The organism is Aliivibrio fischeri ATCC 7744 = JCM 18803 = DSM 507 (assembly GCF_023983475.1).
Lineage (GTDB): Bacteria > Pseudomonadota > Gammaproteobacteria > Enterobacterales > Vibrionaceae > Aliivibrio > Aliivibrio fischeri.
On the sequence record NZ_CP092712.1, the window covers coordinates 2,580,785 to 2,602,488 of the forward strand.

The 21,704-nt window shown below is 38.1% G+C and carries 15 protein-coding genes and 1 tRNA gene; 8 read left to right on the forward strand and 8 right to left on the reverse strand.

The genetic code is table 11. From position 1 onward, the window contains the following. The first annotated feature begins 14 nt into the window (after positions 1-14). From dnaG to AVFI_RS11830, 3 genes are all read left to right on the forward strand, one after another. A complete protein-coding gene (gene dnaG / locus AVFI_RS11820; RefSeq protein ID WP_017020008.1) occupies positions 15-1,778 on the forward strand; it encodes a DNA primase in 1,764 nt (587 codons plus the stop codon). A gap of 99 nt (positions 1,779-1,877) precedes the next feature. Continuing rightward, positions 1,878-3,719, forward strand: a complete 1,842-nt coding sequence (gene rpoD, locus AVFI_RS11825) for an RNA polymerase sigma factor RpoD (RefSeq protein ID WP_012533512.1) — start codon at positions 1,878-1,880, stop codon at positions 3,717-3,719. A 153-nt stretch (positions 3,720-3,872) separates the two neighbouring features. Then, positions 3,873-3,948, forward strand: a tRNA-Ile gene (locus AVFI_RS11830). A 48-nt stretch (positions 3,949-3,996) separates the two neighbouring features. On the opposite strand, the gene AVFI_RS11835 is transcribed toward AVFI_RS11830, so the two are convergent. Continuing rightward, the gene (locus AVFI_RS11835; protein ID WP_005421029.1) at positions 3,997-4,146 is read right to left on the reverse strand and encodes a hypothetical protein; all 150 of its coding nucleotides are present in this window, start codon (positions 4,144-4,146) and stop codon (positions 3,997-3,999) included. Between the two features lie 184 nt (positions 4,147-4,330). On the opposite strand from AVFI_RS11835, the gene AVFI_RS11840 reads away from it, so the two are divergent. The 5 genes from AVFI_RS11840 to AVFI_RS11860 all read left to right on the forward strand — a co-directional run bounded on the left by AVFI_RS11840 (position 4,331) and on the right by AVFI_RS11860 (position 9,724). Then, complete coding sequence (locus AVFI_RS11840) at positions 4,331-4,951, forward strand: outer membrane beta-barrel protein (RefSeq protein WP_054775335.1); 621 nt, start codon at positions 4,331-4,333, stop codon at positions 4,949-4,951. A gap of 143 nt (positions 4,952-5,094) precedes the next feature. Further along, the gene (locus AVFI_RS11845) at positions 5,095-6,639 is read left to right on the forward strand and encodes a long-chain-fatty-acid--CoA ligase (protein ID WP_188863414.1); all 1,545 of its coding nucleotides are present in this window, start codon (positions 5,095-5,097) and stop codon (positions 6,637-6,639) included. An 82-nt stretch (positions 6,640-6,721) separates the two neighbouring features. Beyond that, positions 6,722-7,123, forward strand: coding sequence for a hypothetical protein (locus tag AVFI_RS11850; protein ID WP_011262672.1), 402 nt, complete (start codon positions 6,722-6,724; stop codon positions 7,121-7,123). Positions 7,124-7,508: 385 nt separating this feature from the next. Then, positions 7,509-8,921, forward strand: a complete 1,413-nt coding sequence (pykF, locus tag AVFI_RS11855; RefSeq protein ID WP_005421033.1) for a pyruvate kinase PykF — start codon at positions 7,509-7,511, stop codon at positions 8,919-8,921. A 140-nt stretch (positions 8,922-9,061) separates the two neighbouring features. Next, positions 9,062-9,724: a GntR family transcriptional regulator gene (locus tag AVFI_RS11860; protein ID WP_041941381.1), complete on the forward strand. Its 663-nt coding sequence runs from the start codon at positions 9,062-9,064 to the stop codon at positions 9,722-9,724. Positions 9,725-10,035: 311 nt separating this feature from the next. Here AVFI_RS11860 and AVFI_RS11865 read toward each other — a convergent pair whose 3' ends face one another. The 7 genes from AVFI_RS11865 to AVFI_RS11895 form a co-directional block, all read right to left on the reverse strand. Beyond that, entirely contained in the window at positions 10,036-11,931 is a 1,896-nt protein-coding gene (locus AVFI_RS11865) for a sensor domain-containing diguanylate cyclase (RefSeq protein ID WP_065623484.1), read from the reverse strand. A gap of 132 nt (positions 11,932-12,063) precedes the next feature. After that, positions 12,064-12,558, reverse strand: a complete 495-nt coding sequence (ilvN, locus tag AVFI_RS11870; protein ID WP_011262676.1) for an acetolactate synthase small subunit — start codon at positions 12,556-12,558, stop codon at positions 12,064-12,066. Next, complete coding sequence (locus tag AVFI_RS11875; RefSeq protein WP_011262677.1) at positions 12,558-14,279, reverse strand: acetolactate synthase 3 large subunit; 1,722 nt, start codon at positions 14,277-14,279, stop codon at positions 12,558-12,560. The genes ilvN and AVFI_RS11875 overlap by 1 nt, the downstream gene beginning before the upstream one ends. A 273-nt stretch (positions 14,280-14,552) precedes the next feature. Further along, a complete protein-coding gene (locus AVFI_RS11880) occupies positions 14,553-16,391 on the reverse strand; it encodes an AMP-dependent synthetase/ligase (protein ID WP_017020002.1) in 1,839 nt (612 codons plus the stop codon). A gap of 246 nt (positions 16,392-16,637) precedes the next feature. Then, positions 16,638-17,609, reverse strand: a complete 972-nt coding sequence (gene leuO, locus AVFI_RS11885; RefSeq protein WP_054775334.1) for a transcriptional regulator LeuO — start codon at positions 17,607-17,609, stop codon at positions 16,638-16,640. A gap of 325 nt (positions 17,610-17,934) precedes the next feature. Continuing rightward, positions 17,935-20,352: a bifunctional aspartate kinase/homoserine dehydrogenase II gene (locus AVFI_RS11890; protein ID WP_054775333.1), complete on the reverse strand. Its 2,418-nt coding sequence runs from the start codon at positions 20,350-20,352 to the stop codon at positions 17,935-17,937. After that, positions 20,352-21,518 (reverse strand): O-succinylhomoserine (thiol)-lyase, encoded by a 1,167-nt coding sequence (locus tag AVFI_RS11895; RefSeq protein WP_012533250.1) that lies wholly within the window; start codon positions 21,516-21,518, stop codon positions 20,352-20,354. The genes AVFI_RS11890 and AVFI_RS11895 overlap by 1 nt, the downstream gene beginning before the upstream one ends. Positions 21,519-21,704 lie beyond the last annotated feature (186 nt).

A 21,704-nucleotide genomic window follows, 5' to 3' on the forward strand; every position in this document is an offset into this window, starting at 1 on the left:
CAGGAAAAGAAAAGATGGCTGGACATATCCCTCGCAGTTTTATTGATGAGCTTTTAAATCGACACGACATTGTCGATATCATTGACGCAAGAGTAAAACTGAAAAAACAAGGGAAAAACTATGGTGCCTGCTGTCCATTCCATAATGAAAAATCCCCTTCTTTCTCTGTAAGCCAAGAAAAACAATTCTATCACTGCTTCGGTTGTGGTGTTCATGGTAACGCCATTGACTTCCTTATGGAGTTTGACCGATTAGAATTCGTTGAAGCTATCGAAGAACTTGCATCTATGCTTGGTCTTGATGTACCTCGCGAACAACGCAGTGGTTTTAATGCCCCATCATCAGGTCCAACTGCAAATTCAGAACAAAAACGCAGTTTATATGACTTAATGGGTGGCATTAGTCAGTTTTATCGCTCCCAATTAAAATCCGCAGCAAATATTCACGCAATCAACTATCTTAAAGATAGAGGTCTCTCTGGTGAGATTGTCCAAAAATTTGGTATTGGTTATATTGCTGATGAATGGGAGTTAGTTAAAAATAACTTTGGTCGCGATAAAGCATCACAAGATGCCCTTGTTAGCGGCGGGATGTTAATTGAAAGCGATAATGGACGCCGTTACGATCGTTTCCGTGGTCGAGTCATGTTCCCAATCCGAGACCGCCGTGGTCGCGTTATTGGCTTCGGTGGACGCGTAATTGGTGAAGGCACTCCCAAATATTTAAATTCACCTGAAACGCCTATTTTCCATAAAGGCAAAGAGCTTTATGGTTTATATGAAGCATTGCAAGCCTACAAAGACTTACCACAAGCCTTAGTTGTTGAAGGTTATATGGATGTAGTTGCCTTGGCTCAATATGGTGTCGACTATGCCGTTGCCTCTCTAGGAACAGCAACAACAGGCGATCATATGCAGCTTCTTTTCCGCCAAACCAGTACCGTTGTTTGTTGTTATGACGGTGACCGAGCTGGACGCGAAGCGGCATGGCGAGCGATGGAGCAAGCGCTTCCCTATTTAAATGATGGGCGCCAACTTAAATTTATGTTCTTACCTGATGGTGAAGATCCAGATACTTACATCCGTCAATATGGAAAAGAAGCATTCGAACAAGAAATCGCTAACGCTGAATCACTAATCAACTTCATGTTTAGAACATTGGTTGACCAAATCGATACCAGTACACGTGAAGGGAAAGCAAAATTAACAACACTTGCAGTGCCACTAATTGATAAAGTACCAGGTGGTACATTACGCCTTTATTTACGTGAGCAACTTGGCAAAACGCTTGGAATTCTCGATGAAAGTCAATTACAGCAACTAATATCTAAACAAGGTGCTGTAGAGCCTAAACGCCTTGCGCAACCAGAAATAAAACGCACGGCTATGCGAGAAGTAATAACCTTATTATTACAAAACCCAGAATTAACTCAATTAGTACCAGATTTAGAAAGTGTTAAAGAAATTCCACTTCCTGGATTAAGTTTATTTCTTCAGCTACTTGAAAGTTGTCGACATAATCCCCATATCACCACAGGCCTGTTATTAGAACATTGGCGCGGTGATAAAAATGAAAAACTATTATCACGCTTGGCAGCATGGGAACTTCCTATAGACCAAGACAATATACAAGATGTATTTATGGATTCACTGGACAGCGTTTTAGCCCAGTGCATCAATCAACAAATTGAAAGTTTGCAGACGAAAGAAAGAACACTTGGCTTATCAGTCGAAGAAAAAAGGGAGCTGCTAGCCTTAATGCTAGAATTAAAAGCGTAGAACCCAAATTGTCGTCATCAATGAAAAAATTTGTTATTATTAGTGGTTTGCATATCGCATACTAATTCCGTCACACAGACCAGAAGTAGGATACCGTCTATGGATCAAAATCCGCAGTCACAGCTAAAATTACTTGTAATCAAAGGCAAGGAACAAGGCTACCTGACCTACGCAGAAGTTAACGATCACCTACCAGAAGAGATTGTCGATTCTGAGCAGGTTGAAGATATTATCCAAATGATCAATGACATGGGTATCAAAGTGGTAGAAACCGCTCCTGATGCTGATGACATGTCATTAAATGATGATGATGCCGTAACTGATGAAGATGCAGCAGAAGCCGCTGCAGCAGCACTATCAAGTGTAGAAAGTGAAATTGGCCGTACAACTGACCCAGTACGTATGTACATGCGTGAAATGGGCACAGTTGAACTTCTTACTCGTGAAGGCGAAATTGACATCGCTAAACGTATTGAAGAAGGTATCAATGAAGTTCAGTGTTCTGTTGCTGAATTCCCTGGCGCTATTTCATACTTACTAGAACAGTTTGACAAAGTACAAACTGAAGAAATTCGTTTAACTGACATTATTTCAGGATTTGTTGATCCAAATGATGACGGTTCATCTGCACCAACAGCGACTCATATCGGTTCTGAATTAAGCGAAGCTGAGCTTGATGATGAAGATGATGAAGATGATGAAGGTGAAACGGAAGAAGAAGAAGATGCAGGTATTGACCCTGAACTTGCTCTAGAGAAATTCACAGAGCTTCGAACTTCTTACCACAACATGCAATTAGCATTTGAAGAATTTGGTCGTGATGATGCGAAATCACGCGAAGCGATTGGTGAATTAACGGATATTTTCCGTGAATTTAAGCTGATCCCTAAACAATTCGACTACCTAGTAAAAGAAATGCGTGATGGTATGGATCGTGTTCGTACACAAGAACGCCTAATTATGCGTATGTGTGTTGAATACGGCAAAATGCCTAAGAAATCATTCATTGCACTGTTCACAGGTAATGAATCTTCTGATGAGTGGTTCAATGAAATTATGGCTTCAGATAAGCCATATGTTGAACGCCTACAACGTTACGAAGAAGACATTCGTCGCTCTATCGCAAAACTAGATAGCATCGAAAAAGAAACAGGTTTACCTGTAGAGAACATTAAAGACATCAGTCGTCGTATGTCTATCGGTGAAGCAAAAGCTCGCCGTGCGAAAAAAGAGATGGTTGAAGCAAACTTACGTCTTGTAATCTCTATTGCTAAGAAATACACAAACCGTGGTCTTCAATTCCTAGATCTTATCCAAGAGGGTAACATCGGTCTAATGAAGGCAGTAGATAAATTTGAATACCGTCGTGGTTACAAATTCTCTACTTACGCTACATGGTGGATCCGTCAAGCTATCACTCGTTCGATTGCTGACCAAGCACGTACGATCCGTATTCCAGTACACATGATCGAAACGATCAATAAACTGAATCGTATCTCACGTCAAATGCTACAAGAAATGGGCCGTGAGCCATTACCTGAAGAACTTGCTGAACGCATGCAAATGCCAGAAGACAAGATCCGCAAGGTTCTGAAGATCGCTAAAGAGCCTATTTCAATGGAAACGCCAATCGGTGATGATGAAGATTCGCACCTAGGTGATTTCATCGAGGATAACACGCTTGAACTGCCTGTAGATTCAGCGACATCAACTAGCTTGAAGTTTGCTACAAATGACGTTCTTGCAGGTCTAACTCCTCGTGAAGCAAAAGTACTTCGTATGCGTTTTGGTATCGACATGAATACTGACCATACTCTAGAAGAAGTGGGTAAACAATTTGACGTAACACGTGAGCGTATTCGTCAAATCGAAGCAAAAGCGCTTCGTAAATTGCGTCACCCAAGTCGTTCAGAAGTATTACGTAGCTTCTTAGACGAATAATTAAACACAATTATTTGTTAATAGAATCAAAAAGGTGGGCTTAGGCTCACCTTTTTTCGATCTGAACGCATATTTTCAATCAACTGATTAAAAAGCAGTCGCCTTATGTCTAGACACTGTTTTCATCTTCCCCTATAATCGACCACCTACAAAGGCCCCTTAGCTCAGTGGTTAGAGCGCACGACTCATAATCGTTCGGTCCCCAGTTCAAATCTGGGAGGGGCCACCAAATTAAAAAAGGCTGATGAGTATTTTTACTCATCAGCCTTTTTGCTTTTTATTTTATCTTCTTTTTTTTGACGATGAATAAGTAGCCCATCAAAAGTAAAAATATTGATAGTTCTATCGCCGCTCTCATTAAACCTGAAGTACATACTGCGACAATAATTAATATCGTGACAATCGCCAATAATCCTTTTTTATTCATATACTCCATCCTAGAAATAACTCAAAGACTATTATTCAAGATCCTTTCAATAATGAAAAATAGCTAATCGCACTATCAAAGAACCAATTGCACTATCAATAGATCACAAAAAGTCATTAATAATTTGGATATTAAATAAAGCTACCTATACTGATTGATAATTACTTTGATTATGGAGCTATCAATGAAACGAATATTTCTTCCTCTCCTTATCTCTACCGCCTCTTTCTACACGCTTGCTAACGATAATATGGACATATCTCAGCCCAAAATCAGCGGCTTTTATGCCGGGGTAGGTTTTGGTTCATTTGGTTACTCTGAAGAAGATTCTTGGGGCTATAGTAATAACCCTATTTCAGCAGAAGCGGATGGTAACTCAACAAAAGTCTATCTAGGGTACCAATTCAATAAAATTGTCGGGATTGAAGGGACATACACTAATTATGGTACAGCTAAAGCGAAGGTTGGTAATTATTCAATGAAACCCACCTCTATTTCCTTAGCGGCAAACTTAGGTTATACCTTTGCAAATGGTATTAGACCCTTTGGACTCGTTGGTATGTCGAATTTAGATTTGAATCAAAGTGAAGAGTTACTCACTGACGATAGCGGAGCCGCTTTTAAGTTTGGATTTGGCGTTGAATACACCCCAAAAGCATTAGGTGGAGTTCAATTTAGAGCCGCTTATGAAATGGATATGTATGCTGTTGAATATCTTGATTATCAAAGTGGTACAGGACTAACAACAGAAACAAACTTATATGCCTTAGACTCTTTATATGTCGGTGCTTCATATAAATTTTAATGATTAAATAGAGCATTGGTATTCATCCTTTGCTCTTATTCTTAATATAATCAATAAAATCTTTTTTTCCTTTCTGCTTTTATTTCTTTCTTGATATACACTTCCATATATTCACCATTAACTAATAACAATAAAGGTTATCTATGTACAATTTAGCCAATAATCTTGAGCGTAACGCGACTTTTCGTCCAAACAACATTGCTTTAATCTTTCAAGAGCTAAAAATTACTTACCAAGAACTAAATCAAAAAGTAAACGCGATTGCAGATCACCTAAGTCAGTTAAATATTAAACCAAATGAAAAAATAGCCCTCTCTTGCCCTAACACACCAGAATTCGTTATTGCCTATTATGCCATTCAAAAAATAGGAGCCGTTGTTGTTCCTTTAAATGTCATGCTAAAAGGCGAAGAAGTGGCTTATCACTTAAAAGATTCAGATGCTGTAGCTCTTATTTCATATCAAGGTTCTGATGCGATGCCTATCGGCCAATTTGGTTACGAAGGCTATACTAAAGCTGATTTTTGTGAGCATTTTATTCTTATCGAAACCGCTCCTGTATCTGAAAAGCCAGCCGAAGCACACTCTTTTGATCAATGGTTAGAAACGGGTAGAAAAACCTTCGAAACCGTTTATCGCTCAGCAGAAGATAGCTGCGTAATCCTATACACATCAGGCACAACAGGTGCAGCAAAAGGAGCAGAGCTTAGCCAAAGTAATATGCTATGTAATGCTCAAGCTTGCCAAGCATTAACTAACCAAAAAGGTACAGATGTAAGTATTGCGATCTTGCCTCTTTTCCACACTTTCGGCCAATCATTAATAATGAACACTTCCATCCTTGCTGGTAGTGCTTTAGTTCTTATTCCTCGCTTTGTTCCAAAAACAGTGGTTCAGCAAATACATGAGCATAAAGTAACTCACTTAGCAGGTGTTCCAACTATGTTTATTGGCTTGTTAGCCTATGCAGAAAAACATCCGGGGGCTTACCTTAAAGAAATTGCACAAACATTGAAAGTTGCGATCTCCGGTGGTGCCTCTATGCCTGTGGAAGTTCTAAAACAATTTGAAGAGAAACTACAGGTACCGGTTATCGAAGGTTACGGTTTATCTGAATCTTCACCAGTAGCTGCATTTAACCACCTAGAGTTTGAACGCAAGCCGGGAAGTATTGGCCAACCATTACCGGGGGTAACCATGAAAGTCGTCGACAAAAATGGTCATGACGTTCCAAACGGTCAAGAAGGTGAATTAGTGATTCGTGGTCATAACGTAATGAAAGGTTATTACAAGAAACCACAAGAAACAGCAAAAACAATCGTCAATGGTTGGCTTCATACTGGTGATATTGTTCGCTTTGATGATGAAGGATATATCTATGTTGTTGATCGTTTAAAAGAACTGATCATTAGCGGTGGTTACAATATTTACCCAAGAGAAGTAGAAGAAGTGTATATGACACACCCTTCTGTTCACCTTGTGGCTGTTATTGGTGTTGAGCACCCTCGCTTTGGTGAAGAAGTGAAAGCCTTTGTCATTCTAAAAGAAGGACACTCTATTTCAGAAAAAGAATTAATGAAATGGAGTCGTCAGCATTTAGCTGATTATAAATGTCCTAAACATCTTGATATTGTTGAAGCTTTACCAATGACAGCAACCGGTAAAATTCTAAAAAGAATGCTGAAATAATCGCTACTACTCAGCAAGTATATTCCCATAATAAAAATAAGGTATATACTTGCTACATTCATTTCATTACTGGACAAATATTATGTCAAAGAAAACAGATAATGGTATTTGGTTTGCTTATATTGCAAGCCTACTAACTCCAATCACTCTTATGGTTTCAGGTATTATTGCCATTATTTATGCGGGCTACCAAATGAATAAAGGCACTAATGATGAAGTCATCGATAGTCATTACTACGCGATCATAAAAAGCTTTTTCCTTTTTCTTACATTTTTCGTTGTTTTGGCAGTAACAGCTGCAACAATGAGTGGTATGGCTGCGGGTCTCGATTACTGGGTAGATAGCTCTATCCTTGATAAAGTTTACGCTGCAATTCCAGTTGTTGGTGCGGTAATCTCAGTACTTGCTATTGGTACTTGGTTCGTTAAATTAGCGAAAGGCATGCAAAAACTTAAAGCATATCAACCAATTGAAAATCAATAATATAAAGGCACTTAATGTGCCTTTTTTATTTCGAGTCATAAAATAAATATTTGACGAAGATCATACTAACTAGAAAGTGATCTTCACTGGTTTTACTGTTAGAATTTGCGTCAAAATAGATAGAAACTTACGAAAAAGACATGTTCGAAATTATGTCGAGTAATGTAAATTTGTTTTTAATATTGTGATTAAAGTACAAATTGTTTACCTGAATCAATAATCCATTACTCTTTTCGAGCTAAAATACAGGTAATTACTGAATTTCAATGCTTAGCTATCGTGTTATTTGAAGATAAAATTGTTGTAATTTTTCAACACTTCAAACATTAGCTGGGCATTACTGCGTTTATCATTTTAAATATACTCATCTGGAGAGATTTCTCACATGAAAAAGACCAAAATCGTTTGTACGATCGGCCCAAAAACTGAATCAGTTGAAAAACTAACTGAACTAGCAAATGCTGGTATGAACGTTATGCGCCTAAACTTCTCACACGGCGACTTCGCAGAACACGGCCAACGTATTGATAACGTACGTCAAGTAATGAAAAACACTGGCAAACAACTTGCTATTCTTCTTGATACTAAAGGTCCTGAAATCCGCACAATCAAACTAGAAAACGGCGACGACGTTGCTCTAGTTGCAGGTCAAGATTTCACATTCACAACAGATACTTCAGTTGTTGGTAACAAAGACGTTGTTGCTGTAACTTACCCAGGTTTCGCAAACGACCTTGAAGTTGGTAACACTATCCTTGTTGATGATGGTCTAATCGAAATGGAAGTTGTTGCGACAACTGAAACTGAAGTTAAGTGTAAAGTTCTTAACAACGGTGACCTAGGCGAAAACAAAGGTGTTAACCTTCCTGGCGTTTCTGTTCAACTTCCTGCTCTATCTGAAAAAGATAAAGCTGACCTTAAATTTGGTTGTGAGCAAGGTGTTGATTTCGTAGCTGCTTCTTTCATCCGTAAAGAAGAAGACGTTAAAGAAATCCGTGAACTACTTGTTGCTAATGGCGGCGAGAACATTCAAATCATCTCTAAGATTGAAAACCAAGAAGGTGTTGATAACTTCGATTCAATCCTAGAAGCTTCTGACGGTATCATGGTTGCTCGTGGTGACCTTGGTGTTGAAATCCCAGTTGAAGAAGTAATCTTCGCTCAGAAGATGATGATCGAGAAATGTAACCGTGCACGTAAAGTTGTAATCACTGCAACTCAAATGCTTGATTCTATGATCAAAAACCCACGTCCAACTCGTGCTGAAGCGGGCGACGTTGCGAACGCAATCATGGATGGTACTGATGCTGTAATGCTTTCAGGTGAATCTGCTAAAGGTAAATACCCAGTAGAAGCTGTAACTATCATGGCTCAAATCTGTGCTCGTACTGATGCAGCTCTTAAAGCAGAACTAGGTTCTCGTCTAGATAGCCCACGTCTACGTATCACTGAAGCGGTATGTAAAGGTGCAGTAGATACAGCTGAGAAACTAAACGCTCCTGTTATCGTTGTTGCAACTGAAGCTGGTAAATCAGCTCGTTCAATCCGTAAGTACTTCCCAACAGCTAAAATCATCGCTGTAACTACTAATACTAAGACTGCTGCACAACTATGTCTTTCTAAAGGTATTACTCCAATGATCGTTGATTCTATCGATAGCACTGACGCATTCTACCTACGTGGTAAAGAGTTAGCTCTTGAATCAGGTATTGGCGCTAAAGGCGATATCGTTGTTATGGTTTCTGGTGCTCTAGTTCCATCTGGTACTACAAACACAGCTTCTGTACACGTTCTATAATTCATTGAATTAATAAACGAATACAACTAGTTAATAAAAAGAGGGCTTTCGCCCTCTTTTTTTATGAAATTTTCTTGCCCAAAACAAACAATACGCTATACTATCAAACAATATTAACCGCACGCCAAATTGTATATAAGATGTCTAGCTTAACTCTCACAGATAAAGTTTCAAAAATGATCTACAAAGATATTCTCTCAGGGAAATTAAAACCTGGTCAGAAGTTGGTCGTTGCTGAACTAAAAGAACGTTATAACGTAGGAGCATCTCCTATTCGTGAAGCTCTAGTTCAATTATCTTGGAATAAATACGTCAAACTTGAACCTCAAAAAGGATGTTGGGTTGCTTCAATTTCACTTGATGAACTTAAAGAACTGTTTGAGAGTTTGCGAACTATCAGCCAAGTTTTATTAGCTAAAGCTATCGCTAATGGGAATGAAAATTGGGAATTAAATGTATTAACCAGTTTCCATAAACTAAGTAAGATTGAATTAAAAGATGCGGAGTTAGAAAAGTTAAGAGAATGGGAAGATCGATATACTCACTTCCACAACGCACTACTAGAGGGTGCTAAATCTCCTATCATGTATCAATTCTACCAAGATATATCGAATCAAATCACACGTTACCGACATCTAAATAATAATCCTCAAGTAATTAGTGAAACTTATGCTCAATACTTAGAAGAGCATGAAACCATGATGAAATTCACTTTATCACGCGACTCAGAGCAAGCAACAAAGCATTTAAATAACCATTATTCAAAAGCTATTGATCTTATATCGGGTTACTTTTCTGCTTAAAAACAAAAAAGCCAGACATCATGATGTCTGGCTTTTACCAAAACAGTTACCACCCAAAAAACTCTTTATTATGGGTACTGATCAACAATACCATTAATAAAAAATAAATTGCGCTTAGTTTGAAACCTAAAATAGCTAAACTACCAACTGTGAGCCTTACTAAAAAATCAGTAAACATATTAACCTCACTTCATTCTCAGTCCTCTTCCATCACTCTATTAGAGTCATGCTTTCCCATTAGACTTATGTATCGGTAATCATAAGTATAGACAAGGTTAGACTTTAGTCTAATAGGTCTTTTATTTCATCGGTTATGCTAAATCTTCCAAACTAGAACAAATCGACACTTGATTTCGCCCATTAGTTTTTGATTCATATAACGCGAGATCCGCACACTTATAAGCGTCTTTTTTTGAACGACCTAAATCAGTTAGGCCACCACTTATTGTTACGTGATATTCCTCTAATTGAGAAACAGCTACTCGCAATCTATTTATCACCATTTCAGCGTCTATCAACGTGGTATGAGGCATTATAATGGCAAACTCTTCCCCACCTATCCTAGCCACAAAATCCGTTTCTCGACTCCCATTATTTAAGATATCAGAAACTAAACGTATAACTTGATCACCAACGTCATGCCCTTTTGTATCATTAATTCGTTTAAATAGATCAATATCTAATATGGCAAGACAGCACTGATGCACTGGGTAATAACGCTGAGTTAATAAAGTCTGATTCTCTAATTCAAATTCAAATTTTCTACGATTCCAACAGCCAGAAAGAACGTCTTTTTCGCTTAAATAGCGCAATTCTTTTTCTAGCTCTTTACGCTTAGTAATATCAATATAGGAAATAATATAATACTGAGTCGCTTTTCTTTTACTTTTCACAGATTGAATACGAACCAGTAGGCTTAGCTTTCTCTTATTTTTACTCAGTACATCGAGCTCCCCCTGCCAAGCACCAAGCTCTTCAACTTGCTTCCATGTATTTAGACGTTTATCAATATTTTCACTCTCAGATAGCAATACATCGAAAGTATTTTTTCCTATGACTTCACTTGCAGAGAAACCACTAATTGAAGTAAATGCAGGATTCACCTTTAAAATTCGTCTATGTTTATCAGTGATAACAACAGCAGACATACCTTCTAATGCAGATTTGGCTAACTGACTTTCTAAATTAGAGTTATCCCAAAAACTAAGTAGAATCCCAAAAGGAATAACGATAAGGCTTAATAATAGAAAAATGATTGCCGCTTCTTCCATTATTTCAACACGAATTAATTCAAATAAAACATTCACTTCATAAGTGGGGTAATAGAGTAAAAAATACATTTTTTTATTTGGAATTTCTTTTTCCATATCAAAACGATAAAAAGAATAAATACCATCATCAAGTGATAAGCTTCCTTCTTTTTGTTTCGACATTACACTCCATAATGCAGGCTTTTGAATTTTTAGTGTTTTACCCACTCGTTCACTAACAAGATGCCCAAGCATGTTTTGATTATCATCAGATAAAAGATAATAACCATCTTGATTGATCATGGCAGGAGAAATACTCAATGTAGGAGAGAATTTTACTACGTTGATAATGATGGATGCATTCAGCTCTGCAAGAATATATCCCTTTCTCTTCCCTGATATATCAATAGGAATAGCAACTTGCATTAGCGGCTCATAAACTCCAGAAACAGCCAATGCTTCATTTAATCTTACGCCTTCAGAGAAAGCCTGCCCTTTAGGTAATGGAGTTAACTTATCAAGCAAAGAATGATTAACAGAAAGAGAAGTGGGGTGTTGTTTCACTGCTTGCTTATTATCATTTGAATAAACGATAGAAAGTAAATAGTTTCCTTCATCATCAATGAGTTCTAATCGAGAAAAAAACTTTTCCAGTGCCACCAATTTCAACCATGATGATTCGACAGTATTTGTTACTCTTTCTGAAGGATGTATAAAATAATCATATAAAGGTCGACTGTCAGCAAGAAGCTCTAATGTATTAGATATCCGGATCGATAACTCATTAAATTCATTATGTGTATAAGCTAATTGACGTGTTGATTCATTCTGAATTTGTTCAACCGCAATCAATTTCTTTTTTTGATAATCACTATATAAGTATAAAAAAATAAATAAGGAAAAGATCATATATACAGCAGCTGAATAGGTTGCAGCTTTCGTTTTTTTATAATGCATACTTTACCTTATGATTTGATGATTAACCTACGGTACGAAATTCTATATAATCATTTTGTATTACACAAGATAAAATAAAACCCTTCTGAGAAGGGCTTTATTTATAGGATGAAGGTTCTTAATTAAGTGTATTTATACTTTTAATGCCTTGTCTCCACGAGCAATACCAACCACACCGCTTCGAGCAACTTCTACCACATCTGTAACCTCTGATACCGCCGAAATAAACGCATCTAACTTTTCAGACGTACCTGCTAATTGAATGGTATAGAGCGAGCTGGTTACATCAACAATTTGGCCACGAAAAATATCAGCGGTACGCTTAACTTCCGCTCGAGCAAAGCCACTTGCTTTTACTTTTACCAGTAATAATTCACGCTCAACATAATCTGCTTCTGTCACTTCTTGAACTTTGATGACATCAATTAATTTATGAAGCTGTTTTTGAATTTGCTCCAACTCCATCGCATCACTGGCTGTTGTGATATTTAATCGCGATAATGTTTGATCTTCAGTTGGAGATACCGTTAAAGATTCAATGTTGTATCCACGCTGAGAAAATAAGCCAACAACACGTGATAAAGAACCCGGCTCATTCTCTAATAATAGTGAAATAATATGTCTCATTAGGTTCTCTCCGTTTTACTTAGCCACATTTTATCCATCGCTTCCCCTTTAATTTGCATTGGGTAAACGTGTTCTGTTTCATCAACATTAATATCCACAAACACAAGGCGATCTTTTAGAGAAAGCGCCTTTTCTAAACCTGATTCCAGCTCATCAGGATGATTAATACGAATTCCTACATGACCATACGCCTCAGCAATTGCGGCAAAATCAGGAACTGAACTCATATAAGAGTTTGAATGACGGCCTTGATAAATAATATCTTGCCACTGCTTCACCATTCCTAAGAAACGGTTATTCAAATTAATGATTTTTACAGGGATATCGTATTGCAATGCGGTGGATAGCTCCTGAATATTCATCTGAATACTGCCATCACCAGTAACACAAACCACCACTTCATCAGGATGTGTAAACTTAACCCCAAGAGCTGCTGGCAAACCAAAGCCCATAGTTCCTAGTCCACCAGAATTAATCCAGCGACGTGGTTTATTAAATGGATAATACAAAGCAGCAAACATCTGATGTTGTCCAACATCGGAAGCAACATAAGCATCACCATTGGTTAGTTTATGAAGCGTTTCGATAACCTGCTGTGGTTTAATGCGATCAGGAGAGGTTTCATAAGCCAAGCAATTACGCTCTTGCCAAACTCCAATTTCTTCCCACCATGTTGCTAAGGCTGCCTCATCATTTGTTCCTCCCTGCTCCACCAATAGCTTTAGCATAGAATCAAGAACGATCTCTGCAGAGCCAACAATTGGAACATCAACTCGAACATTCTTTGAAATCGACGATGGATCAATGTCGATATGCATGATCGTGGCATTCGGACAATATTTCTCTAAGTTATTGGTGGTTCTATCATCAAAACGAACCCCAACACCAAAAATAAGATCTGCGTTATGCATAGCCATATTAGCTTCATACTTACCATGCATACCTAACATGCCAAGTGCATTTTTATGAGTGCCAGGAAAAGCCCCCAATCCCATCAAGGTACTTACAACAGGTAAATTAAGAGTCTCAGCTAATTTAAGAATTTGTTTTTCTGCAGAAGAAATTATCGCGCCACCACCAACATACAAAACAGGCTTCTTAGCCTCTAATAATGTTTTTAATCCTTTTTTAATCTGTCCTTTATGACCAGATGTTGTTGGATTATACGAACGCATCTTCATGGATTCAGGGTATTGATATGAAAACTTAATAGCAGGATTCATTACATCTTTAGGGATATCAATTACCACAGGGCCTGGACGGCCTGTAGAAGCAATATAAAAGGCTTTTTTAAGGGTTTCAGGGATATCTTCGGCTTTCTTAACTAAGAAGCTGTGTTTGACTACTGGTCGAGAGACACCAACCATGTCACATTCTTGAAAAGCATCGTTACCGATCATATTAGTAGGAACGTTGCCAGAAAGAACAACCATTGGGATTGAGTCCATATAAGCAGTGGCGATACCTGTAATGGTATTGGTTGCACCTGGACCAGAACACACAAGAACGACACCAGGCTTTCCTGTTGCTCTCGCATAGCCATCAGCCATATGCGTAGCTGCTTGCTCATGTCTTACAAGTACATGCTGAATCACATCACTTTTCATGTGCAACGCATCATATATATCCAACACAGAGCCACCAGGGTAGCCAAATATGTGCTCAACACCTTCATCAATCAGAGATTGTACGATCATCTCTGAACCAGATAACATTTCCATATTGTTCTCCAGACACTGAAAACCTTAAAACAGTCGACGTGAATTATCGCTAAATTAACGGTTTTACATAGTTAGGGCTTATTTTTAGCCTAAACTGAAATTAATTAGATTAAATTCCTATGTAGGTGGTAAATGTAGGTAACAAAACCACCTTTTACGAAACAACTTTAACCTTTTATTAGCACTCAGGTCTAGGGGAAATTTTAACCAAATAAAAAAAGCCAACTCTTTCAAGTTGGCTTTTATTGATTAAATCGTATTTAGAGTTTGATATTACTTATCTTTCTTCTCTTTTTTTTCATCGTACATTTCTTCAATCTCGTCTTGATAACGCTCATTGATTACTTTACGACGCAGTTTTTGTGTTGGTGTCAACTCACCTTTATCCATAGAGAACTCTTTAGATAATAAAGTAAATTTCTTCACTTGCTCAAAACGAGCTAGCTCTTTTTGCAAATTAGCCACACGCTTTTCAAGCATTTCAACAATTTCACTGTGCTTCACAAGCTCCATGCGATCATGATAAGCAATGTTCAGCTCCTTTGCGTACTCTTCTAGAGCGTCATAACAAGGAACAATTAACGCAGATACGAATTTACGCGTATCAGCAATAACAGCAATCTGTTCAATAAAGTGGTCCTTACCAATTGCGCCTTCGATAACTTGAGGTGCAATGTATTTACCACCAGATGTTTTCATTAACTCTTTAATACGGTCAGTAATGTATAAGTTACCATCGGCATCAAACTCACCAGCATCACCGGTTTTTAAGAAACCATCTTCAGTGAAGTTACTCTCTGTTTCTTCAGGTTTATTGTAGTAACCTTTCATGACCATTGGGCCACGAACTAGGATTTCGCTGTTTTCACCAATTTTAACTTCAGCACCTGGCATTAACGTACCGATTGAATCAGGGTGGAATTTACCATCCTCCCAGCATGAAATCGTAGCGGTTGTTTCTGTCATGCCATAACCTAGTTTCACATTCACGCCAAGAGCATGGAAGAAACGACCAATAGTCACATCCAGTTTAGCGCCACCACATGGCATAAAGTTAATATTACCACCTAAGATCATGCGAAGTTTTGATAGAACTAACTTATCTGCAACCTTATAAGACTGTTTCAATATCCATGATGGTTCTTTGCCTTCTTGTTGACAAGCTGACATCTTAGCGCCCATATTGACCGCCCAAGTAAACATCACTTTACGATGTGCAGGCGCACGAGATACCTTTTCATGAACCGTTGAGAAAATCTTCTCATAGAAGCGTGGAACCGCACACATAACAGTAGGCTTAACCTCTGTTAAGGCTTCCTTAATTAGATTTGTATTTGGTAGGTAGCAGTTAGTTGCTCCTTTGTACAAAACATAAAAAGTCCATGCACGTTCAAATACATGTGATAACGGTAAAAAACACAAAGAAACGTCTTGCTCTGTTAACGCTAAGCGAGTGTTATGTCCTTCTAATTGAGAAGCAATGTTTTCATAATCTAACATTACCCCTTTAGGCTCACCCGTGGTTCCTGATGTATAGATTAACGTTATAAGATCATCCATTTTTGCTTCATCAAGACGAGTTAATAGTTCGCTTTGATGTGCTTCATCAGCTTTTGCAATAAAGTCATTCCATGAAATACCCGCTTCATGATCGTTTAAATCGATATCATCACTTAAAGCAACAATATGAGTTAATTGCGGGCACTGTTCGAAAATAACAACAGCAGCGTTATATTGTGCTTGTTCACCAACAAACAAAATACGAATATCCGCATCGTTAATAATGTATGCGGCTTGCGTTGGCGTATTTGTTGGGTAAATAGGAACGGGTACTGAACGTAATTGCATTGAGGCAAAATCAGCAACAGTCCAACGAGGCATGTTATTAGAGAAAATTCCTACTTTTTCTTGTACTTTCAATCCATGGGCAAGTAAAGCTAATGATAGCTTATCCATTTGCTCACCAAATTCTCCCCACGTAATATCACTCCATGCAGAGCATTGCGTATCAATTAAAATACTGCATTGACGCTCACGCATTGCCGTGTCATTTGGCTTATTTGCGATATGTTGGCGGATCTCTTTTACAATATGTAGGTTTTGAATAGTCATCTCGTATCACCTTTAGGCTTACAGGTGTAAGCTATAATCTGCACAAAGTGTACAATTGGTGACAAAAAAGGCAACTGTTTCTCTGTATAAAATGTAAGTATTGTTGTGTGAAACCCATTTCAGAGAACCACAATTAACAACTTTATTATTAATAATCTACATTTTCGTTATATCGAATAATGTGTTTAAAAAAAAGGTTACGTAAAATACGCAACCTTTTTCTATTATCATTTCTATTTTAAAGGCTTAAAACATCATGCCTTTGCTTGATGCAACCACTTCTTCACCACAAATAAGCATCAACTGATCTCTCATCCAAATATGACCTTTGTCTTTTTGGTAAGAGTCGTGCCAGCTTAAATAGCCACTAATGCCTTTTGACTCGATAGGCAGTGGTAAAACTATCAATTGATCACGATTTGGCATTGAGTTCACTAACCATTTTGGCGCAACAGTGATCAGTTCTGATTGAGAAACAACATACAAAATATTACTAATACTTGCGCCTTTATAAGCTTGTTCATATAAAGAATCTGTATATAAATGATCAGCAAAACCTTTTGTATTTTCAATACGAGCAGGTACAGCATGCTTTTCACTTGCTAATTGCTCTTTATTGATACCATTCTGTAGACGTGGATGATTAACAGAAGCTACCACAACTAATTCATCAGTAAACAATTCTGTACTCATAAAACCAGGTTCGTCGAATCGAACGTAATCGATAACAAAATCCACTTCCTGATAACGCAGCTTTTGAGCAATGTTTGGCTCATGTTCACCAGAAAGCTTTAAGCTAATATGTGGCGCTTTATTTTGAATATCTTTCATAATGCGTGGTGCAAAACGAATATCTGATGGGCTGCAAATAGATAGCTTAAATTGTCTCATTGATGTTTCAGGTGAGAATGTTGAGCTTGGTAATTCGTTTTTAACCAATTGAAGCGCCTGACGCATCGGTGCAAATAACTGACGAGCACGTTGTGTCGGTTGAATACCACGGCCATGACGAATAAATAATTCATCATTAAACATTAATTTTAAACGTGATACAGCATTACTTACTGCTGGCTGTGACATGCCTAAGTTTTGTGCTGCTCTTGTTATATTTTGTTCTTGCATTACCGCATCAAAAACAGTCAATAAGTTAAGATCAACACCACGTAATATTTGTTCTGTACGTGCAACAGAAGATAAAGAAGTTTCAGGCGTATTCATGTATTACTCTCTCAGCAATTAATCATTATCATAAAGAAAACGATTACATACATTTTATTTTTGTTATAGATATTGAACAGACGTATGTTAATCGAACTTCAATTATCATTACTGAATAGATTTACAAAATCCATAGCATGTTAATTATTTTAATTTTAATTTATGCTTAATTGTTTTTAAGTGCTACATAAGCTTTTTTATTCAAACAGTTAACTAAAAATATAAATTAATCTAAATATTGAAAATATGCGTATTTCAAGACAATGGGTACAAAAAAGCCATACAAGGTGTATGGCTTAATAAATATGCATAAGGTTAAATGATGTTAAAACAGCGAAGCAATACGATTTAAATCAGATTGAATCGCACCTGCAGTCACCTCTCGTCCAGCTCCTGGACCTCGAATCACCAGTGGATTATCTTTATACCATTTGCTCTCTATGGCAAAAATATTATCGCATGGTAATAGATTGGCTAATGCGTGATATTCAGGTAATGCCTCTATTCCAACCGTTGCGCTACCGTCTTTATTTAAACGAGCCACATAGCGTAATACTTTCTGTTCTTTCTTAGCTTTTGTTAGTCGTTCAAGCAATAATTCATTAATCACTTCACCTTGAGACAGAAAATCATCAAGGCTTGTTTCTAATAATTCACTAGGAACAAGTGATTCAACTTTTACCTGATTAGGTTCAATATGAAGTCCTGCTTCACGAGCAAGGATCACCAATTTGCGCATGACATCCGACCCATCAAGATCGTGTCTTGGATCCGGTTCAGTCAATCCTTGTTGCCAAGCTAAATCGACTAATTCAGTGAAAGGAACATCACCATTATATTGTTGAAACAGCCACGATAACGTACCAGAAAAAATACCCGATAATGCGATAATTTCATCACCACTTTCACGAAGATCTCTTACGGTATGATTAATAGGCAAACCAGCTCCAACCGTTGCATTATATAACCAGTGACGCGATGTTTTAGCAAAGGCATCAATTACCGCTTGATAATCAGCACTTGGCGCTGAGCCAGCAACTTTATTCGCTGAGATCAGATGCATTCCTTGTTCTGCAATTTTTGAATATCGATTAGCAAGATCAGCACTTGCCGTTACATCTAAAACAACAACATCATCATAACCTTGAACGGCGCCGACTTTTTCAATCCAATCAAAATCCGTATAGTTTGTTGCTTCATCATCAAACTTAGCAACCACCTCAGTACTATTTAACCCATCAAAATCAAGCCAACAACGCTCTCTATCAACAACACCAATGAGTGAAAACTGCATTCCATGACGCTTTTCAAGTTGACGTTTTTGTTGAGTAAATAGTGATAACCATTGAGAACCAATATTTCCATGTCCACACAGGATCAATCCCACTCGTTTTTGCGCTTGGAATAAGCTGTTATGAATGGCATTAATGATCGATGAGGTATCAACTTTACGTAAAATAGCGACAAGGCTTAAACCCGATTCTGATGCGTACACAAATTCAAGAGGGGAATTTTTCAGTTGATGATAAAAACCATGACTATGAATGGCATTCGCGGTAACCCCCGCACCAACAGCAGCAACCATTGAATAGCCTTCTTTTAGCTTAATTTCAGCATGTACCGCTGAGTTTTGTAGCACTTCTAACGCTTCATTCACGACTTCAGAAGTATAAGCGAGCAATAATGTAAACTGATCAGCTTGAGGCTCTAAGGCTAATGGCTGCAGTTGAGAACGAGTAAGTAAAGAAAGAACCTCTTGTTGAGCGCGTTCAAAATCTTGTCCACGACCAAAGCCAAGCTGGATCAAATAGACATCTTCTAATGACGTGACAATTTTTGCGCCTCGTCCAGAAACCAATACACGCTCAATTCGGGTTGAACCAGATTCAGGCTGATAACTGCAACGTAGACTCAAATCTAATGCACTTTGAGCTACAGGTTGTAATGTTCTACTGTGCAATACAGGCGCGGCTAAACGAGCTAACTCACTCGCTTCATCCAATCTTAATAATGGCAGTAAACACGCATCTTCAACTTTTCTAGGATCAGCACTAAACACACCAGCAACATCACTCCAGATAGTAACGCACGACGCCTCACCAAGGGCACCAATCATGGTTGCCGAATAATCAGAACCATTTCGACCAAGAAGTACGGTTTCTCCTTTTTGATTGCGAGCCATAAAACCAGTAATCACAATTCGTCCATGTGGATGCTGAGCTACCTGCTCTTTAAACAAAGGCCAAGACTGCACACGATCCACTTCAGGTTGCGCTGCTCGCTCTGCCCTTAGAAAGGTTCGAGAATCAAGAGGAGCTGCTTGTAAATCAATTTGATTTAAATACGCAGAAAGTAATCTTGAAGACCATACTTCACCATGACCTAATACATCAGCTTGCTGCACCTCTGTTAACGGTGCATGTAATTGCCCTATCGCAATCAATTCTTGATGTAAAACAGCCAATAAAGGTTCAGCATTCTCAGCAGACAGTAATTCAGTTATCAGTTCCTGTTGGTATGTCCGCAAAGACTCTAATGTGTTATGAGCTAAACGCCCATCTTTAGAAAGGTTATCTATCCACTCTAAAATACGGTTTGTTGTATTACCTGCAGCAGAAACAACAATCAAATCATGTTCATTTGAATATTCTTTTAAGATGGTGGCAACTCGGCGGTAGCACTCAGGGTCAGCTAAGCTGCTACCACCAAATTTGTGTAATTGACGAGAACAAGGTTTTGTCATTATTTCACCTCTGCGGCAATCGTAAATGCTTGTTGAAGATCAGCGATAAGATCTCGGCTATCTTCTAATCCAACAGATAATCTCAATAATGTTGGAGCTAATCCGGCTTCTTCTTGAGCTTCATCAGACATCGCTCTATGTGTCATAGTTCCTGGATGCGCAATCAAACTTTCAACACCACCTAAAGACTCGGCTAAAGAGAAGTATTTCAATTCTTTAACGAATACTTTCAATTGCTCAAGTGAACCATTTAGTTCAAAACTGAGCATAGCACCAAAGCCTGCTTGTTGACGCTTTGCAATTTCATGACCGGGATGATCAGGTAAACTTGGGTGGTAAATCGTACCTACTAATGACTGTTCTTGAAGACATTTGAGAACTTCCATTGCATTTTCTTCATGCACACGCATACGTGCACCCAATGTTCGAATACCACGCAGTGTTAAGTAGCTATCAAATGCAGTACCAGTAGCTCCAATACAGTTCCCCCACCATGCAAGCTCATCCGCATGATCTTTTGTTTTAGCGATAAGTACACCACCAACAACATCAGAATGTCCGTTAATATATTTAGTCGTAGAGTGAATAACAAAATCCGCCCCTAAAGAGAGAGGCTGCTGTAGTACAGGTGAAAGGAAAGTGTTGTCTACTGCGACTAACGCACCAACTTGAGCCGCTTTTTGGCAAATTTCAGCAATATCCACCACACGTACTAATGGATTTGAAGGGGTTTCAAGTAAGATTAATTTTGGCTTTTTAGCAATTGCAGCATCTAAAGCTTCAGTATTAGATTGGTCTACAAATAAAGTTTGAAAATCTCCTTTATTTGCACGGGTATTAAACAATCGATAAGTTCCTCCATAACAATCATGGGGAGCAACAATTAAATCGTCAGGACCAAGCAGTGCCGATACCATTAAATTAAGAGCGGATGTTCCACAGTTAGTTACTACTGCACCTGCACCACCTTCTAAATCTGAAAGAGTGGTTTCTAATTGAGTTCGAGTTGGATTTCCAGAACGAGCATAATCATACTTAGGCACATCCCCAAATTCTGGGAAACTATAGTTAGTTGATAAGTAGATAGGTGGCACAACAGCGTTATGTTGTGAGTCTGTTTCAATGCCGGTACGAACAGCAATAGTTGCAGGTTTTCTTTCGCTCATAATTTCCCTTCCAAACTGCGGTGCAGTAATGTAATACCAACGATATAAACTATCTAAACAGGCTTACAAGGGAATGTCTTTATCTTCATGTCTTAAATTTCATAATTACATAAAATTAATTACCGAAATTTATTTCTAATAATAGATAATTTTCCTTCGCAATTTCCCGCTCATATAATTAATATG

What these genes read in the sequence shown, in the direction of transcription:
- AVFI_RS11895 (WP_012533250.1), bottom strand. Translation starts at nt 21,518, where the DNA reads ATGAGCGAAAGAAAACCTGCAACTATTGCTGTTCGTACCGGCATTGAA.
- dnaG (WP_017020008.1), top strand. Translation starts at nt 15, where the DNA reads ATGGCTGGACATATCCCTCGCAGTTTTATTGATGAGCTTTTAAATCGA.
- ilvN (WP_011262676.1), bottom strand. Translation starts at nt 12,558, where the DNA reads ATGAGACATATTATTTCACTATTATTAGAGAATGAGCCGGGTTCTTTA.
- leuO (WP_054775334.1), bottom strand. Translation starts at nt 17,609, where the DNA reads ATGAATACGCCTGAAACTTCTTTATCTTCTGTTGCACGTACAGAACAA.
- AVFI_RS11845 (WP_188863414.1), top strand. Translation starts at nt 5,095, where the DNA reads ATGTACAATTTAGCCAATAATCTTGAGCGTAACGCGACTTTTCGTCCA.
- AVFI_RS11835 (WP_005421029.1), bottom strand. Translation starts at nt 4,146, where the DNA reads ATGAATAAAAAAGGATTATTGGCGATTGTCACGATATTAATTATTGTC.
- pykF (WP_005421033.1), top strand. Translation starts at nt 7,509, where the DNA reads ATGAAAAAGACCAAAATCGTTTGTACGATCGGCCCAAAAACTGAATCA.
- AVFI_RS11875 (WP_011262677.1), bottom strand. Translation starts at nt 14,279, where the DNA reads ATGGAAATGTTATCTGGTTCAGAGATGATCGTACAATCTCTGATTGAT.
- AVFI_RS11890 (WP_054775333.1), bottom strand. Translation starts at nt 20,352, where the DNA reads ATGACAAAACCTTGTTCTCGTCAATTACACAAATTTGGTGGTAGCAGC.
- AVFI_RS11840 (WP_054775335.1), top strand. Translation starts at nt 4,331, where the DNA reads ATGAAACGAATATTTCTTCCTCTCCTTATCTCTACCGCCTCTTTCTAC.
- rpoD (WP_012533512.1), top strand. Translation starts at nt 1,878, where the DNA reads ATGGATCAAAATCCGCAGTCACAGCTAAAATTACTTGTAATCAAAGGC.
- AVFI_RS11880 (WP_017020002.1), bottom strand. Translation starts at nt 16,391, where the DNA reads ATGACTATTCAAAACCTACATATTGTAAAAGAGATCCGCCAACATATC.
- AVFI_RS11860 (WP_041941381.1), top strand. Translation starts at nt 9,062, where the DNA reads ATGTCTAGCTTAACTCTCACAGATAAAGTTTCAAAAATGATCTACAAA.
- AVFI_RS11865 (WP_065623484.1), bottom strand. Translation starts at nt 11,931, where the DNA reads ATGCATTATAAAAAAACGAAAGCTGCAACCTATTCAGCTGCTGTATAT.
- AVFI_RS11850 (WP_011262672.1), top strand. Translation starts at nt 6,722, where the DNA reads ATGTCAAAGAAAACAGATAATGGTATTTGGTTTGCTTATATTGCAAGC.